At 51.5% G+C, this 15,910-nt stretch carries 15 protein-coding genes; 2 read left to right on the top strand and 13 right to left on the bottom strand.

Features of this window, described 5'->3' with window-relative positions; translation table 11 throughout:
* Nucleotides 1-21: 21 nt before the first annotated feature.
* From A7975_RS14900 to A7975_RS14915, 4 genes are all read right to left on the bottom strand, one after another.
* Nucleotides 22-603, bottom strand: a complete 582-nt coding sequence (locus A7975_RS14900) for an MFS transporter (protein ID WP_065385591.1) — start codon at nt 601-603, stop codon at nt 22-24.
* Nucleotides 600-2,045 carry an FAD-binding oxidoreductase gene (locus A7975_RS14905; protein ID WP_065385592.1) on the bottom strand — a complete coding sequence of 482 codons (1,446 nt, stop codon included), beginning with the start codon at nt 2,043-2,045 and terminating at the stop codon, nt 600-602. Before A7975_RS14905 ends, A7975_RS14900 begins: the two co-directional genes overlap by 4 nt.
* A 116-nt stretch (nt 2,046-2,161) precedes the next feature.
* Nucleotides 2,162-3,229 carry a Gfo/Idh/MocA family protein gene (locus A7975_RS14910; RefSeq protein ID WP_065385593.1) on the bottom strand — a complete coding sequence of 356 codons (1,068 nt, stop codon included), beginning with the start codon at nt 3,227-3,229 and terminating at the stop codon, nt 2,162-2,164.
* A 211-nt stretch (nt 3,230-3,440) separates the two neighbouring features.
* Nucleotides 3,441-4,547 (bottom strand): MBL fold metallo-hydrolase, encoded by a 1,107-nt coding sequence (locus A7975_RS14915; protein WP_053372246.1) that lies wholly within the window; start codon nt 4,545-4,547, stop codon nt 3,441-3,443.
* Nucleotides 4,548-4,838: 291 nt separating this feature from the next.
* Between A7975_RS14915 and A7975_RS14920 the strand changes: the two genes are divergently transcribed.
* Nucleotides 4,839-5,996 carry a virulence factor gene (locus tag A7975_RS14920; RefSeq protein WP_065385594.1) on the top strand — a complete coding sequence of 386 codons (1,158 nt, stop codon included), beginning with the start codon at nt 4,839-4,841 and terminating at the stop codon, nt 5,994-5,996.
* Between the two features lie 164 nt (nt 5,997-6,160).
* Here A7975_RS14920 and A7975_RS14925 read toward each other — a convergent pair whose 3' ends face one another.
* From A7975_RS14925 to A7975_RS14945, 5 genes are all read right to left on the bottom strand, one after another.
* A complete protein-coding gene (locus A7975_RS14925; RefSeq protein ID WP_065385595.1) occupies nt 6,161-7,345 on the bottom strand; it encodes a transglutaminase domain-containing protein in 1,185 nt (394 codons plus the stop codon).
* Between the two features lie 174 nt (nt 7,346-7,519).
* A complete protein-coding gene (locus tag A7975_RS14930) occupies nt 7,520-8,500 on the bottom strand; it encodes an alpha/beta hydrolase (RefSeq protein WP_082198203.1) in 981 nt (326 codons plus the stop codon).
* 15 nt (nt 8,501-8,515) lie between these two features.
* A complete protein-coding gene (locus A7975_RS14935) occupies nt 8,516-9,148 on the bottom strand; it encodes a bifunctional 4-hydroxy-2-oxoglutarate aldolase/2-dehydro-3-deoxy-phosphogluconate aldolase (RefSeq protein WP_065385597.1) in 633 nt (210 codons plus the stop codon).
* A gap of 28 nt (nt 9,149-9,176) precedes the next feature.
* Nucleotides 9,177-10,424, bottom strand: a complete 1,248-nt coding sequence (mutY, locus tag A7975_RS14940; protein WP_065385598.1) for an A/G-specific adenine glycosylase — start codon at nt 10,422-10,424, stop codon at nt 9,177-9,179.
* The gene (locus A7975_RS14945) at nt 10,424-11,302 is read right to left on the bottom strand and encodes a helix-turn-helix transcriptional regulator (RefSeq protein ID WP_053372252.1); all 879 of its coding nucleotides are present in this window, start codon (nt 11,300-11,302) and stop codon (nt 10,424-10,426) included. The genes mutY and A7975_RS14945 overlap by 1 nt, the downstream gene beginning before the upstream one ends.
* 176 nt (nt 11,303-11,478) lie before the next feature.
* On the opposite strand from A7975_RS14945, the gene A7975_RS14950 reads away from it, so the two are divergent.
* The gene (locus A7975_RS14950; protein ID WP_053372253.1) at nt 11,479-11,823 is read left to right on the top strand and encodes a c-type cytochrome; all 345 of its coding nucleotides are present in this window, start codon (nt 11,479-11,481) and stop codon (nt 11,821-11,823) included.
* Between the two features lie 66 nt (nt 11,824-11,889).
* On the opposite strand, the gene A7975_RS14955 is transcribed toward A7975_RS14950, so the two are convergent.
* The 4 genes from A7975_RS14955 to A7975_RS14970 form a co-directional block, all read right to left on the bottom strand.
* Entirely contained in the window at nt 11,890-12,114 is a 225-nt protein-coding gene (locus A7975_RS14955) for a hypothetical protein (RefSeq protein ID WP_053372254.1), read from the bottom strand.
* A gap of 67 nt (nt 12,115-12,181) precedes the next feature.
* Nucleotides 12,182-12,574, bottom strand: a complete 393-nt coding sequence (acpS, locus tag A7975_RS14960; RefSeq protein WP_053372255.1) for a holo-ACP synthase — start codon at nt 12,572-12,574, stop codon at nt 12,182-12,184.
* A gap of 98 nt (nt 12,575-12,672) precedes the next feature.
* Complete coding sequence (locus A7975_RS14965) at nt 12,673-14,814, bottom strand: copper resistance protein CopC (protein WP_065385599.1); 2,142 nt, start codon at nt 14,812-14,814, stop codon at nt 12,673-12,675.
* A 9-nt stretch (nt 14,815-14,823) separates the two neighbouring features.
* The gene (locus A7975_RS14970) at nt 14,824-15,885 is read right to left on the bottom strand and encodes a DUF4198 domain-containing protein (protein WP_065385600.1); all 1,062 of its coding nucleotides are present in this window, start codon (nt 15,883-15,885) and stop codon (nt 14,824-14,826) included.
* Nucleotides 15,886-15,910: the final 25 nt, after the last annotated feature.

Consider the following 15,910-nt stretch of genomic DNA (forward strand, 5'->3'; position numbering starts at 1 on the left):
AAATCGCTTTATATCGAACTATTATACCACAGTATGCGCGGAAACCGAACCTTCTTTTGCCTTGCCGTCAACCTTTCCGCTCATCCGCCAAATCGTCCAAGCGCTTAATCCGTACAGAAAGGCGCTCAAATAAAACAAAATATTGATCGTCAGCCAGTCTATTAAATAACCTCCAACAATGACGGCAAAGCCTGATGCGACCGATGTCCAAAAATGAAACGATCCGATTGCCGGCCCTCTGGCTCCCGCTTCCGTATAGTCGGCGAGCAGCAGGCGCTCGCTCATCTTTTGCATCGCGTTGCATATCCCCATGACAAGCTGTAAAACAAGCACCCAGCCGTAGGATACCGTCCATGGAAAAGCGAGCATCGCCCCCATCATGCCGACTGAGCTTAGAACGAGTATCGCTGCGGCATGCTTATCGAGCCTGGGCGCAAGCCACTGCGATACGGCTGCCGAGCTAATCGTAAATACAGCAAAGGCTAAGCCATACTTGGAGAAGCTGTTACCCAAATTTTTGAGAAACAGCAAATAATAAGGATAGATCATGCCTGCCGCTAAAGTCATCATGCTCTGCGCGCGTATGAGCCACTTCAAATTCATATGCCGCCTCCTAATGGTCCATATTGCTCATAAAAAAAGTTCATAAAAACGTCGTCAGGATCGTACTGCTTTTTTTTCGAGAAAAACAGCTCTTGCTTCGGATATACGGCTCTAAACTGGCCTATTGTTGGATAAGCGATATAAGGCAAATAATAAGAGCCTTCATACGTAATGACCTCTTCGATAATCCGCTCCACGCCTTGCTTCATCCGCTGCTGCCCTTCCTTCGACAAAGGCGCATGGAACAAGCATACAAGTGCCAGCATGTCCTGCTTGGCATAAGAGAGGATCGCCTCCTCGTCCTTATTCACATAACGAATCGTTATATTTAGCAAATTCATATCCTCTTGCTTCACAATCGCGCCCAAACGTGTTACAAAACCATCAAATTGATTAACGGGTATAAAATATTCCTGCAGCAGGTCATTCTCTGTCGGCTCGTTATTTTCCATAAATGCCGAGGCTGCCCTCATCGCATTGTTCCGGCTTATGATCTTGTCTGACTGCTCTACGAAAAAATATTTTTGCAAATTCCACTGTAGGTTTTTGCCCCAATCGGTATACCGGTTCAAATGAAACATCAGCTTGCCGGGTGCAACCCATTTCTCATTGCTCTTGAGCTTGCTATGGTCTGCAAGCAGCAATGAGCGGTCTATCGTATAGTTTTTGGCAAATGCCTCGGTAAAGTAGCTGTCCTTCGCGACTGAAATACGAGCGATATGCAGCCGAATGTCAGAATCCTTTAGAACCGTATTTTGAAAATAAGAACGGTAATCTTCCAGCTTCATCAGCACCGTTGACTCTCGATATATTTCGTCGTCTGTCAGCGCAAGCGTCACTTCCAAAATAATGCCAAACAACCCGTAACCGCCAAGCGCGAGCGGAAACAGCTCGGCATTTTCTGTACGGCTGACATTTCGAATGCTTCCGTCTGCTGTTAGGAGGCGGAAGGACTGGACGCTTTTGATAAGCGAGCCGCTGCGTATGTCCCTTCCATGAGCGTTGATGCTGATCGAACCGCCAATCGTAAAAGTATTGAGCGACTGCATCGTCCTTACGGACAGCCCATACGGATTAATCGCCTTCTGCACATCCTCCCACGTCGCCCCCGCTTGCGCGACAATGCGCTTAGCCTTCGGATCTACAGATATAACCTTGTTGTAGCTAGTCATATCGACAACGATGGCATCCTTGTAGTAAGTGTGGCCGCCCTGGCTATGGCGCTGCCCGGCAATCGATATTTTCATCCCTTTATCCTTCGCTTCCCGCACAAGCTCGGCGAGCTGCTCTTCTGCTTTGCCTTGAATAACGCGCTGCACCTTTACAGGGTGGAGGCGGCTGTAATCGGTCACAAGATACGGATTCTGATCCTCCGAGCTGGTTCTTACATATTGCATAACAGCCAAGGCTGCCAGCAAAAGCAATACGATCCCTTTTTTCAAACTATTGACCTCCTGTAGACAAAAAAAAGCCTCCCCAAAATGACCAACATCCTGTCATCTCATTAGAGGAGGCATTGCTATTTATTAAACGCTGTTTCGCTTAAGCTTTACAAGCATTAATCCCAGTTCAGCTTGACTTCATTCCCTGTGCGGGATGATTCGTAAATGGCGTCGAGAATGCGGTTGTTCGTATAGCCCGACAGCGCGGACGTAATCGGCTCCTTGCCTTCGCGGATGCATTCTACGAAATGGCGGCTCATCAGTATACGGTCATCTTCGCCCTCAAGCGGCGTGATGTCGCTCTCCACAACCTCATTGTCCGTATGCGTAACATATTTGCCGTTATTTCCAATGATCGCTACGCCGCCCTGCGTTCCCATCAAATGAATAAACGGGTCCTCTGGCAGAAAAGCCGAATGCGCCGCCCAGCTCACCTCAAGCGATAAGGTTGCCCCGTTATCGAGCTTGATTAGTGCCGAAGCAAGATCCTCAACATCATAATACCCATCCCAATTCGGCGTTCCCCAAGTACCGGTACCTTGGCGCTTTGGTCCGAATTCCGCGTAGGTTGAGCCGTAAACTGAAATCGGCTTCGGATTGCCCATCAAATAAAGGGACAGATCAAGCATATGAACGCCGATATCGATAAGCGGGCCGCCGCCTGCTTGGTCTTTGCGCGTGAACCATGAGCCCCAGCCGGGAATGCCTTTTTTGCGGAACCAGCCTGCCTTCGCATTATAGATAGGACCAACATCGCCGTTGTCGATACGCTGCTTCAAAGCACGGCTAAGTCCAGACCAGCGCATTTGATGCGACATCATTAGTATTTTGCCTGATTTCTTCGCTTCCTCCACGATGGCGCGAGCCGCTTCCGAATCGATAGCCATCGGCTTCTCTAGAAGAACATGCTTGCCTTGCTTCAGCGCTTCAATGGCAAGCCCCGCATGGAACTGGTTCGGTACGCCGATAACAACCGCATCGATGCTCGGATCCTCAAGCAGCGATTGCGGGCTTGCATGTACAAGCTGAATGCCATGCTCCGCGGCGCGCTGCTCGGCAAGCGGCCGATATACGTCCGTAACAGCAACGACGTCGATGCCCTCTACTTTATTAAACGTCTCCATGTGAATGCTTCCGATCGCACCCGCGCCGATAACACCAAGACGTATGTTTGCGTGACTCATGTATTGCTCCTCCTATTAGGTTTGCGAATGCAAACCTTGCTTCGTAAGATTAGGCTTAGGTTTGCGAATGCAAACCTTGCTTCGTAAGATTAGGCTTAGGTTTGCGAATGCAAACCTTGCTTCATCATTTCCTATACGGTTACTTGCTCAGTATACCGCTTTCGCTTTTCGCCGTCACTGTCCGCATTTGGCGCACTCTTGTCCTCGTTTGTCATTTTCCGGACAGGCGCCACGTCTCGCCATGCGGCATAATCAGAATACGCTCTTCATCGATGCGGCGTTTTCTGCGTTCGTTCTCCAGTCGATCGAGCGCTTCGCGCGGCGTGTCGTCAGCCAGCTTGAAGGCGCCATAATGCATCGGCACGAACCATTTGGCTTTCAAATCCTCAAACGCTTGGAGTGCCTGCTCCGGCGTAATATGCTGCGGCCCCATGAACCATTCCGGTTCGTAAGCGCCGATAGGCAGAAGCGCAACATCAATTGGAAAGCGGCGGCCGATTTCCTTGAAGCCTTGGAAATAACCGCTGTCCCCAGCAAAATAGATGGTCGGCGACTCCGAGACGACAGGCCGATCCACTTGGTTTAGCTCCCCAAAGTATGGATCCTCCCAAGCTGCCACGGGCTCGGCCGCGCTTGCGATCTGGGCACGAGCTTCGCCCTCATCCGAGCTGCCAGGCTGTTTATCCGTTTTGACGCCAACATGGCTAACGGTCTTGCCGCTCCGCGATGCAGGGCGCTCGATCACAAAGCCTCCCCAGTGCGAGCTATTCGTATCCCAAGGATTCCGGCGGGTCGAATGCTGCGAAGGCACAAAGGTGAACTTCACGCCGTTGATCATAACCGACTCCCACCAATGCAGCTCCTTGATTCTTATAAAGCCTTTTTTCCGCAGCTTAGCTCCAAGGCCGGCAGGCACAAGCATTTGTCTGGCGCCGATTAGCCTGCGCAGCGAATTTATATTTAAATGATCATAATGGGAGTGTGAAATAAGTACGACATCAATTGGCGGTACGTCTTCTACTTTGATCCCCGGCGGCGAAAGTCTTTTTTGAAAAGCCATCTGGGTTGACCATACAGGGTCCGTAATGATGTTTAATCCGCCAAGCTGAATGAAAAAAGTCGAATGGCCTACCCATGTCATGGAAGGCCGTTTTCTATTATCCTCCAAGTATGCGATGTCAGGTTCAACATTCGGAACGGTGAATGAATAATCCTTCATTCTCAGCCTGCGAATGCGTTCCTGACGCCATCTTTTGAATTGCTTCAAAGACGTATGCTGCTCGATAGGATCTATGTTAGCAAATCGTTTTAACCTCAACCGTCCATCCCTCCCTCGCAATTATCTGTTGTTTTTATAAGATACCAAGTTGACGGCTCCCAATGCAAATATGTTATTTATACGTAAAAAGCTCATCTGTGCGGGTCAGCCCTTTCTGGCAATAAGCGAATATTCACAATCTAACCGTCTCGTCGTTAGCATCCTAACATGAAATCAGTTAAACTACGTTATATAGGTTTTACACATAAGACTACGCTTTCGACGCAGCATTTGTTACTCTAAGCCAGCAAAAAAACATCAATCCCATAATCATTTCCAGGAGGTTTCCTTATGAAACTAATTTCAATAGAACCAACTCCAAGTCCTAATTCCATGAAGCTGAATGTCGATGAGATGCTTCCGCGCGGGCGCAGGCTTACCTACAAAGCTAGCGAAGCAAGCAATGCTCCTGAGCCGCTTCAGCAGCTTTTGCAAATCAACGGCGTAAAAAGCCTGTTCCGAACCGCAGACTTTATAGCCCTAGACCGGAAGCCTGGGGCGGATTGGGCAGCCATACTGGCTGCAGCAGGACAGCTCCTTGAACAGGATAAGGCTGATGCTGAAGGAGATGGCGGCAAGAGCGGTCCTTCGGCAAGCTACGGCGAAGCGCAGGTACTCGTTCAAATGTACCGCGGCATTCCGATGCAGGTACGCGTACGCATGGGGGACAGCGAGGTTCGCTCGGCACTGCCTCCGCAGTTCGCTGAGGCGGTCGGCGTTGCAGCCGGCTCTGGCATGATTCGCGAGCGCAAGCTGGAGGAATTTGGCGTCCGTTATGGGGAGCCCGAGGAAATCGCGGCTGAGATCGTGCGCGAGCTGGAAGCCTCGTATACGCCAGAGCGGCTAGAAGCTCTCGTACAAGCTGCCATCGCGCTTGGAAATACTGGCGGTGCGGAAGAAGCTTCAGCTGCGGTTGTCAGGCCTGCTCCGCTTACCTTTGAAGAAGCACAGGAGCAGTTCGCTTCCCCTGATTGGCAGGTGCGCTATGCCGCTCTTGAGCGTTATGTATCCGCCGTCGAGGGTTTGCCGCTGCTTGCTGCGGCGATTAAAGACGAGAACACCTCGATTCGCCGATTGGCGGTCGTTTATCTTGGCGATCTACGGTCCCCTGAAGCGCTGCCTTATTTGTTCATTGCGCTGCGCGATTCCTCGACATCCGTCAGGCGGACAGCCGGCGATACGTTATCCGATCTAGGCGATCCGGCTGCGGTAGGGCCGATGATCGAATCGCTTCGCGACAAGAACAAGCTTGTACGCTGGCGCGCTGCACGCTTTCTGTACGAGGCAGGCGACGAGTCGGCGATAGAGGCGCTTCGTGAGGCTGCGAAGGACAGCGAATTCGAAATACAGCTCCAAGCCCAGATGGCGCTTGAGCGAATCGAGCGCGGCGAGGAAGCAGCCGGCTCTGTGTGGCAGCAAATGACTGCGGCTCGCAAAAGCGAGCAATAAAACATTACCTTTTATTTGAACGGCTAAGCTTGCAATAATAAGAACGTGCAATACGCAAAAAGGGGTGCAGTGATGCATCCCTTTTTTCGTTATTGCCTCCTCCCGCGAGCAACAAAAAAGAGGCGCATCTCTGCACCCCGGGTTTCTTCGATCGGATAACGCTGCTAACGGGCGTACTCCAATTGTATATGGACGATAAGCGAGTTATTGCCTGCATACGGCTCATAGCTTGCCCGGTAGCCAACAGCCACGTTCGCGCCCTGGAAGGCCGCTTTAAGCGCAGCAGGGAATTGTGCGCCATCCTCATACCTAAACGCTAAGCTTGCCGTGCGCGAGTCAAGCGCCGATTGAATGATCTGATTAAGCTGCTCCGAGCTTGATACCGTATATTCAGGCTCAAGCCAGTGAAGGCCTAGCGCCAGCTTCAGCCTGCTGAATCGATTGCGCTCCGTCGCCTGCCCCTGCTGCTCAAGCTCGCGAATCGTATCCGCATAGGATACGGTTGCTGCGGGATAGGTTTTCGTCCATTGATGGTCTGCGCGCAGCTCCGCGTCCGTCTTTAAATAATAATTGTAACGGATTGTATTCTTATTCTCTTCGGCTGCTTTCGCTGCAGCGTCCTTGCCGGCGGTTGCCGTACTGACCGGATCATCCCATGTTAGATCGAGGTGATACCAAACGCCGCCAAGCTGCACCATATTCCAAGCATGCTCGCCCGTATTCACCGTGCCCTCGGCAATTAATACCGTTATTCCCGCTTCCTTGAGCATCTTGTAGCCAAGCAGCGAATACCCTTGGCAGACTGTCTCCCCAAGCGTTATCGCGTCATAAGCCGTATAATGCTTTAAAGATTGATCGTACTCAACATGGCTCACGATCCAATCGTGAATCGCTTTTATTTTCTCATGGTCGTTCATGCCCGGTTCAATGATCTCTTGAAGCGCCTTCGCGACTGCGCGGTCAACGGCAGCTGTCTGTTCCGGCGTCTCCCGGTATCTTGCTTCGAGGGCAATCGTCGATTTATTGCCCCAGCTACGAATCGTATAGATATAGGATTCTAGAATGTAAGCTGAATAGTCATCATGACGAAGGGCTGCGCGAATTATCTCCGTCAGCTTTCCTGATAGCTCCTGCTTGTCCCCTGTGTATGCCACCGAAAAATGCTCAGACCGCGCTTGGAAGCGTTTAGCGATTTCCAGCTCCAGCCGATCCAGTTTATTCGTCTCATCCACTACGGCGACCTCCTCCGACTCCGCTGCGGCAGGAAACAGATCCAGCTTTAAGTCAAGATAGAACGCAGCTATTATGACGATAACTACCACCAACAACTTGGAAGCTACTCTATGCATTCGTACCTCCTGAACGGCTTGTGAAGCAAGTCGCCTCGAAATACCGCGGCTATCGTTCACGAGCCTATTTTTTAATACAGCCGTTACGTTTTAAAGCTATGTAATCAAACTGTAATATTTCTCTCATCTTGGTTTCATCTTATGCTTATATAATGAATTCATGACCCCCCTTTATTATATATTCTCTCTTGTTGCCTGCAGCCCCGTGCCGCAGGCTTCCTTTTTTGCCGAGGCATGTACGACCGCCTTCTGTAAAAAAGGGATGACACTCTCCCAAAATGCCGGCGCCTGTTCCGAAGCGCTGTGCCCCTTCGCAGATACGAACAGCGTATTGATCATGCCGTCGGGCAGCTGTTCCTTGAGCTCTCGCAAATCTTCCGCGCTAATAAAATCATCGCCATTCGAATGAATCATCATAACCGGCGTCCTGCCTTCTTCCGGACTGCCCGCATGTTTCGTAAGTACTAACGGAATGCTTGCCTTCTTAAATTCCGCCCGCGAAATACGTGCACGAATGAGCCAAATCTTCGGAATTAGATAGGCAAGCGGAAAAAGCGGCAACTTTTTTCGTTTCAGCTCTGACTTCATCATCGTTTCGAAACGAACGGGCATCGAGTCGGTTACGACCGCGTTTACCTGCATCCCGTGATCAAGCGCAAGCAGCGCCCCGAAGCCGCCGAGCGAATGGCCGAGCACCGCGACCCGATCAGGGTCGATGCCTGGAAGCTGCTTAGCGGTCTTGACCGCAGCCAGCACATCGTCGCGAAACATAAGCGCGGAAGGCGCCGATATGGAATCGCTGTTGCCGTGGCTTCGCGCGTCGTACATAAATACAGCGAAGCCCGCTTCATAAAGCGGGCGGGCATAACGCAAAACTCTATTCCGATTGGAGCCCCAGCCGTGCGCGATCACGATAAGAGGAATTTGTTCATGGTTTGAACTCGCCTCAGGCGCCGGATGGAGAAGCCAGCCCTCAAGCTTAGATCCGCCGCTCATGAAGGACAAGGATTGCCACTGCGTGTCCACGGCAGGGGCTTCCGGATTCGAAAGCTTGCGCGGCCTCTGGCTGCGCGCCCCCATTTGCCAGACAAGCGCAGCTAGCAATCCAACGATAATTAACAAGCTAGCCAAAAACCATAAGGCATTTCCCACCATATTTCCCCCTTTGGCTTACAAAGCCCGCACGGCTTCTACAAATTGCCGTGCCCGCTCCGTTACTTGCGTGAATTTCCCCTCGCGAACCCAATCCAAATTAACGAGCTTGCTGCCCATTCCGACGGCATTCGCTCCTGCTTTAAAATAATCGGCAATGTTATGTAGATCTACTCCGCCGGTTGCGATCATCGGTATTTCATTCAGCGGACCACGAATTTCCTGCAAATATCCGATGCCAAGCGTACCCATCGGGAAAATTTTTACCGCATCGGCTCCTGCCTTCCACGCCTTCACGATCTCTGTCGGCGTCATGACCCCGGGCCAGACGGATAGTCCACGCTCGCGTCCGAAGGCGATAACGTCCTCATCCAAATTAGGCGAGATAAGAAACTGGGCTCCAGCGGCAACCGCTTGCTCAGCTAGCGCAACATCCGTTACCGTGCCTGCGCCGACTGCCGCCTGAGCGCCAAACTTCGTGCGCCACCGCTCGATCATGGCAGCAGCGCCCTCCGTATTCATCGTAATTTCCATCATATGAATGCCGCCGTCTATTAAAGCCTGCGCCGCAGCATCGGCATGGCGATCTTCGATTCCCCGCAAAATGGCTACAATTTTGTGCTCTAGCAGCAGCTCAAGCATCCCGTTCATTCGCTTCTCCTCCGGTCTATACTTTCATTTATTCCCAAATTTTCTTTAAAATTCGCAAAAATAAGTTCGGAAACGGTAAAGTTTCCATATCTTCCTTGCCAATCCATCGATAAGAGCCAGATCCCGTATCCCCTGTGCCATCGGAAACGGCTTCAAGAGCCGCGTTGTTAGCATCAGCAGGTGTTAATGTCTCGTATAAGGGAGGTAACTCCCCCGCCACATTCGTGCTATTCGCTGCAGCCAGCTCCTTATAGGCGTCGGCCTCTTCACCCAAATCAGCTAAATAAAAACGCATCTTCCAGTGAATGTGGCTAAAAATATGATCCGCATCCGTAAACCAGCTGCGCGGGCGGATAAGCAGCCCCGTATCCTCCTCCAGCATGCGGCTGATCATCTCGGCAAGCTCACCCTGCTCCTTCGGAGCGGACTCATCGAGCCATTTCGTTTTGTCCGGCTCCAATAACAGGTGAGGCAGCTCCCACATTTGGGCTAGCAGCCCCGTGGCTGGACGCTGCCTTACAAGCACTTTGCCCTTGTTCTTGCCGCTGCCTGCAACGATCACTGCCGCCCTGAATTCTGGGCGCGGCGGCTTCGCCTTCGTCTTGATCGGCAGCTCCGTTTCCCTGCCTGCAAGCCTAGCTGCGCAATGCTCCATCACAGGGCATGGCAGGCAGCTTGGCGATTTCGGCGTACAAACGAGCGCTCCAAGCTCCATAAGCGCCTGGTTAAAATCGCCCGCCGCTCCTTCAGGAATCAACGAAGTAGCCAGCTTCTCGATACCGACTCTCGTAGAGGGCTTCGCAATATCGTCCTCCAAACAAAAATAACGGGAGAGCACGCGCATGACGTTGCCATCGACCGCAGGCTCCGGGCGATTGAACGCGATGCTCATGATCGCCCCGCTAGTGTACGGACCAACGCCTTTTAGTCCTGCGACAGATGCTTTATCATCCGGCATAATGCCGCCGTAGCGCGCAACGACCTCTTTGGCGCCTGCTTGCAAATTGCGCGCGCGCGAATAGTAGCCTAGTCCCTCCCAGCTTTTGAGCACCTCTTCCTCCGGCGCTTCCGCAAGCGCTGTGACGGTAGGAAACTTGCCCATAAAGTTGTTGTAAAACGGAATGACCGTGTCTACTCTCGTCTGCTGCAGCATAATTTCCGAAACCCATACCCGGTAAGGGTCGCGGTTCTTCCGCCAAGGCAGATCGCGCTTAATGAGCCGGTACCAGGTCAGCAGCTCCGTACTAAAAAATTGTTTTATTGCTTCTTGTTCCACTAGCTGTAGTCCTCCTCAGATGTGACAGCGGTTTCCAGGCGATTGCCAATGCTATGCTTGACGATCCGTCGATAATGAATGGGCGTGAGGCCCATATACCTTTTGAACAGTCTTGATAAATAATGATTTTGCATCCCAACCTTCTTGGCGATGGTTGCGACGGGAAAGTCCGTTTCCATAAGCAGCTGCTTCGCAAGCTCGATCCGGCGATTTGTCACATACTGAATCGGCGAGCAGCCCATAAAGTTTTTAAAAGAGGTAATGAAATAATTCGGATGAAGGAAGGCGACCTTCGCAAGATCCTCGATTTGAATGTTCACGTGCAAATTCGCTTCGATATAGGCGAGCACCTCATTCCATTTTACCTCAAAGCTAGGGTCTTGGAGCGTTTGTGTCTGAATTTGGCTTTCATCTAGATAAAAGGAGAACATCTCAAGAAAAATCGCTTTTAAACGCAGCTCTCTCGTGATGGTAGGGTGATATTGAAAAGTATACATTTTGGCAAAAAGATCGTTCATCATCTGCCTGTCCCGCACATAAACGAACGGCGGCAAATGGATGGAATTGATGAATTCAATATCGCCGAGCTCCAAACGGAAATGGCACCAATAGCAGCCGTGCGGCTCGTCGCCTTCCGTACCGAATGATTGTACCGTACCTGCAGGCAAAAAATAAAGGGTCCCCGGTTCAAGAATATAGCGCTCATCATCGATTTCCAGCCATGACCTTCCCTTGTCGGGATAGCAGAATCGATAAAAATCGGGTTCCGTTTTCTGCACCTTCCAGCCCGGCAGGTTCTCCGAATAAGCGGTCATGATAACCTCAGCTTGGATCTTATTCAATTGATTTTGTAATATACTCTCAATTGTCGGTTTCATAAATTCTCCTATAGGTAAAACTGCGATATAATAATAGTCGTTACCATTTGATATGAACACAAAACTACCTATTCTATTATACGAACTAACGATTCAAATTCATATGGGATTCATGAAAAAACCCAAAACAAACCCGAAATAACCATATTTTTGAAAAGATGTAAGGAGAGTTGTGAATGTCTAGTAAAAAAGTGATTATTTTTATTGCTTCCGCGGGACTGCTGCTCGCTATGACAGGCTGCGGCGGCGGGTCCGGAAGCTCTTCACAGAAAAACAAAGCTTTGGATGGACCGGATGAGGTCGTAGCCGTTTACAAGGCGAATTGCGTTAGCTGCCACGGCACCGGGCTGCAGGGCAGAGTAGGTCCTGCAACGAATTTGCAGAAGGTTGGCGAACGCATGAGCGCCGAGGACATTACGAAGCAAATTGAACAAGGAGGCGACACAATGCCTGCCTTCAAAGAACGTCTGACTGCCGAAGAAATTGCCGGATTATCCGATTGGCTCGCTGCCAAAAAATGATCGTAAACAACAAAAAGGATGCCTAAGCGGAATTGATTGCCGCCGGCATCCTTTTTTCAATATTGGCTAATAACCGATATGGTGACCGTTTATTTTGGGAGATTTCATAAAATGAAGAGCAGCTTGGCCCGCGTACGTCCAGTGCGTTTCACCCATTTGGGGATGAGCCGGAAATAGATCGCCCTGGATCAGCATCAAATCCCCGCCCCAATCATCTGAGTACAAACCGTCATATTCGACCCATTGTCCTGTTTTAAACCGACGCTTCTTCTGCTGCCGTTGCTCCTTCATTCCCGCCAACCCCTCTCGACTCGCTAGCTTGGTATATTACATTCCAAGTATAGGCAAAAGGTTACAGCTATATCCGTTCCGCAACAACAAAAGCTGAAGCCAGCTTGCGCTCGTGGGTAATGGTAACATGGATCCGCACAGCTTCCGGGCTCATGTCAAGCCGCTCCCAAGCGGCAGCCGATAAGCTGCACTCCGGCTTGCCGCAGCTTCCGCGCAATATTTCGATATCCGTAAATCCCATAACCTTTCCGATTCCGCAGCCAAAAGCTTTCACGACCGCTTCCTTCGCCGCGAATCGCCCCGCCGTAAATTGGTGGAGCCGCTCGCCCGAATACTGCTCAGCAAGCGCGAGTTCACCTGCCGACAGCACGCGTGATAAGAATCGCTTGCGCGAGGGTCCCTCCAATACTTTTACGATGCGGGTTATATCCGATAAATCATGTCCGATGCCGATGATCATGCTAACACCTGCCTTTTCCCTGATGGTGAGATTAGCAGATGGCTCGTTTGAAGTCAAGCCTAGCCGCATGCGGCATCTCGATTAGGACATCAGGTTGATTAAGGCACTTGCTGGCCACCGCCGATTACCCGTTCATAGTGGAAGTCATTTCCTTTTGCATCCTTAACGTCCACCGTTATTAAGCTTTGCTGCATATCGTCTATGAACTCGCCTGTTGCCCGGTACGTGTATTTGGTGAAGCCGGGAAATTCGAACGGCTCGTTCGCCGCTGGCTGCAGCTTGAGCGGAATCGATTCTTTATTCGTATTTTGATTGCTGTCAGCCGCGGAATCATCAGCAACCAGCGTTATGTCAGCATTAGCCAATACAGGCGCGCCTAGTCCTTCAGGCAGCCAGACATCAAGTCTTGCAGCTTGCCCCCCCGTCTTCTCGTTAGCAGAAATACGCATGCTCATATGCGCTTTCTCGCCCATCACATGCCAATAAATCGGCTCGGAAAGCTTCTGCGCAGCAGCCGCCTCCGGCGGCGAAGTCGACGATAGCCAGCCTGCCAGCACAAACAAAGCAACAGCGAGCAGCACTTCTATTCGAACGCCCAGCAGCAAGCCGCGTGTTGCTTTTGGCGCTTTCGACTGCGCAATCCGGGGCATGAACACCAGCTTGTGAAGCGCAGCAATAACAAGCACAAGCAGCATAAAGATGGACTTAGCAACAATCAGCCTGCCATATGCACTCGTATACAGTTGCTCCCATGCTGAAAGCCTTGCTGCCGACAGCCAGATGCCGCTAATCAAAATGAGCACCATGCTTGGCAGCGCCCATCGCGAGAAACGCACGGCCGCTTGGTTTAAGTGGTCTATGGCGCTGCGGCTGAAGGTGAGCGAAAACAAACCTGCGAGGCCGCCAAACCATATCGCCGCGGCACTCATATGAACCGCATGGGTAGTGATCGCCAAGGCTGCGTCCTTCATGGCCGCATACGCGTGGCCCGTCAAAGGAAATGTCAAAATCAACCCAGCTGCTGCGCCAAATTTGAGTGGATTCGCCCATTTCCGCTCTCGGCTAGGAGCGAATGCAAGCAGCAGCGCAAACAATGCGAGCGCTGGCCGCAGCGCTGCCATCTTCCCAATCATCGTTCCGTTAACCAGCTCAATTATCGTAACGCCGCCGAATTGATTCGACAGCATGGAAAGCCTTGTTAAGCCGGAAATCATCCAGACTGCAGCCGTTATTCCGATAACTAACCGCTCCGCTCGCAGAGAAAAGCCATAGGGAGCCTGAGTCTCATCGCTTCTCCAAATCACGTATCGGAAAAACAAAATGCCAGCCAGCATCACGCCCGCCAAAATATCAAGCACGCGCAGCATAACCATAAGCTGCTGGCCGCCCGGATGCTCGTGCTCGCCTTCCTCGGCGTGGCTGCTGCCAGCATGCTCGCCATGACTCGCATGACTGCTTGCCGCTTCACCCGAAGCAGGCTGATGCGGCGTATTTCCCGTATCCGTGGCCGCAGGCAAGCCAGCTGCTGAATCAACGCTGTCTGAGCCTGCTACCTCGCCGGCTGAATCAGCAGCGCTGCCGGGAACGCCGTCACCGGATGCTTGCTCCGTCCCTAATACGACGTCCTCTTTGCTTTCTGGAGCCGCAGTCTCGCTAGGCGAGGAGCTTACGGCCGGCAAAGGAGTGACGATAGGTTTCGGAGTCACGGCTGCTTTAGGCTGCTCGGTAGGCGCCTTCGTCTGAGCCGGCTTCGCCGTAGCCGCTGGTTTGGCAGTTGGTTTCGCGGTTGGTTTGGCGGTTGGTTTCGCCCCGCTTCCTGTGTTTCCGGAGGAATTGCCGTCAAGGGATACGGTATCGTCCGGCGCTGCATCCGCAAGCTTCGTACCTACGGCGAATTGGAAGGAGCCGTCGGTCATATGGGAATCAAGCGACAGCACCTTCCAGTTCACTTGGTAAACGCCTTTCTCAAGCTTCGGAATCGTATAAATAAGCGTAAGGTCATCTTCACCGCTCAGCTTGCCAGCGATCGAGGTGCCGCTGTCTTCACGCTCAAGTGTGACGTTGCTTAGCTTTAAATCAATCTTCTCTGTAAAAGTTATTCGAATCGCAGCAGGAGACTCCGCCAGCTCCGCATCCTGATAAGGCGTCGATTTCGCAATATAGGCATGCGCCGAGACTAAGCTCGGCATGCATGCCCATAACATAATAAGTATAGCTAAACGATTTATTAATTTTTTCATGAGAATGCCTTATTTCGTGTAGATCGCAACTGCCGGTTGATTGCCGCCGACTGCCGGGAAATATTCAACGGCTGCGCCAGCCGCCTCTGCTGCCGCGCGGAGTGTTACAGAGCCGGTGCCTTTGTAAGCTGCGTCAACATATTGTTTGATGAAAGAAGCATCTACCTTAGTTGTACCTTGCGCAATCGTCAAGCTGTTCACGGCAACCACATTACCGTTTACGTAAATATGCGGCTTAGCTGTCGTAACGGAACCGGGAAGCTTTACCGATTTATTTTGAACCGTAAATGTCATGGTCGCTTCATAGTTAGTTGTGCTGTATTCGCCTTCCTTGGACTCCTTCGTGCTTGGCTTGGCGCGAACCAAATAATAATCAGCAGCGCCAGTCGTGAACGTAACAACGCCAGTCGCATCGGTCTTCAGCTGGGTTGCTTCCGAATTGCTGCGGCGGATAATATCTACGGCTGTATCTGCAAGCGGCTCGCCTTTTAGGAACAATTGAATCGATACCTTCTCGTCCGGTGTAACAGCAGCTGGGTTAAAAGCCGGGACAAGCTCCGCGCGATCCGGGCTTACCTGCTTAGAGAAGCCTTTCAGTGCCTTGACACGCTCTAGCACGGGAATATCGCCTACCGCCACAAATGATTTTGCGCTGCGCAGCGTTCGGCTTGAAGCCTCTGCACTCTTGAACACGCTGTCTCCTTCTGTCGAAATGATGTAAGCGCCCGGTACATTCGATTTAAAGGAAGCTACCGAATAATTGTTTAGAGCTGGCGTCGTTTCTGTTGCCGGTTCGCCCGTATAGAAACGTGTGCCTGTAATGTCGGATTTCACGCCTGCCGGCGTAGTAACGTAAACTTTCGAGGCGCTGCTCCACTGCCCTTCGAGACGGTAGCTTTTGTGCTCGTTGGAGTGGTTGCCGTACATCAGTTCAACATAAGATACTTGCCCCTGTGCTACGATTGGCGCGCTTGTCTGTGACCACCCATCATGCGCGAATACCGGAACCGCCGCACCGAGTGTCAATACAGCAGCAAGCGCTGCTCCTACGATCTTTTTCCGAAATGCCATTAAAAATACCCCCATCGACTTGGAT

The sequence above is a fragment of the Bacillus sp. FJAT-26390 genome, assembly GCF_001682865.1.
GTDB lineage: Bacteria > Bacillota > Bacilli > Paenibacillales > Paenibacillaceae > Pristimantibacillus.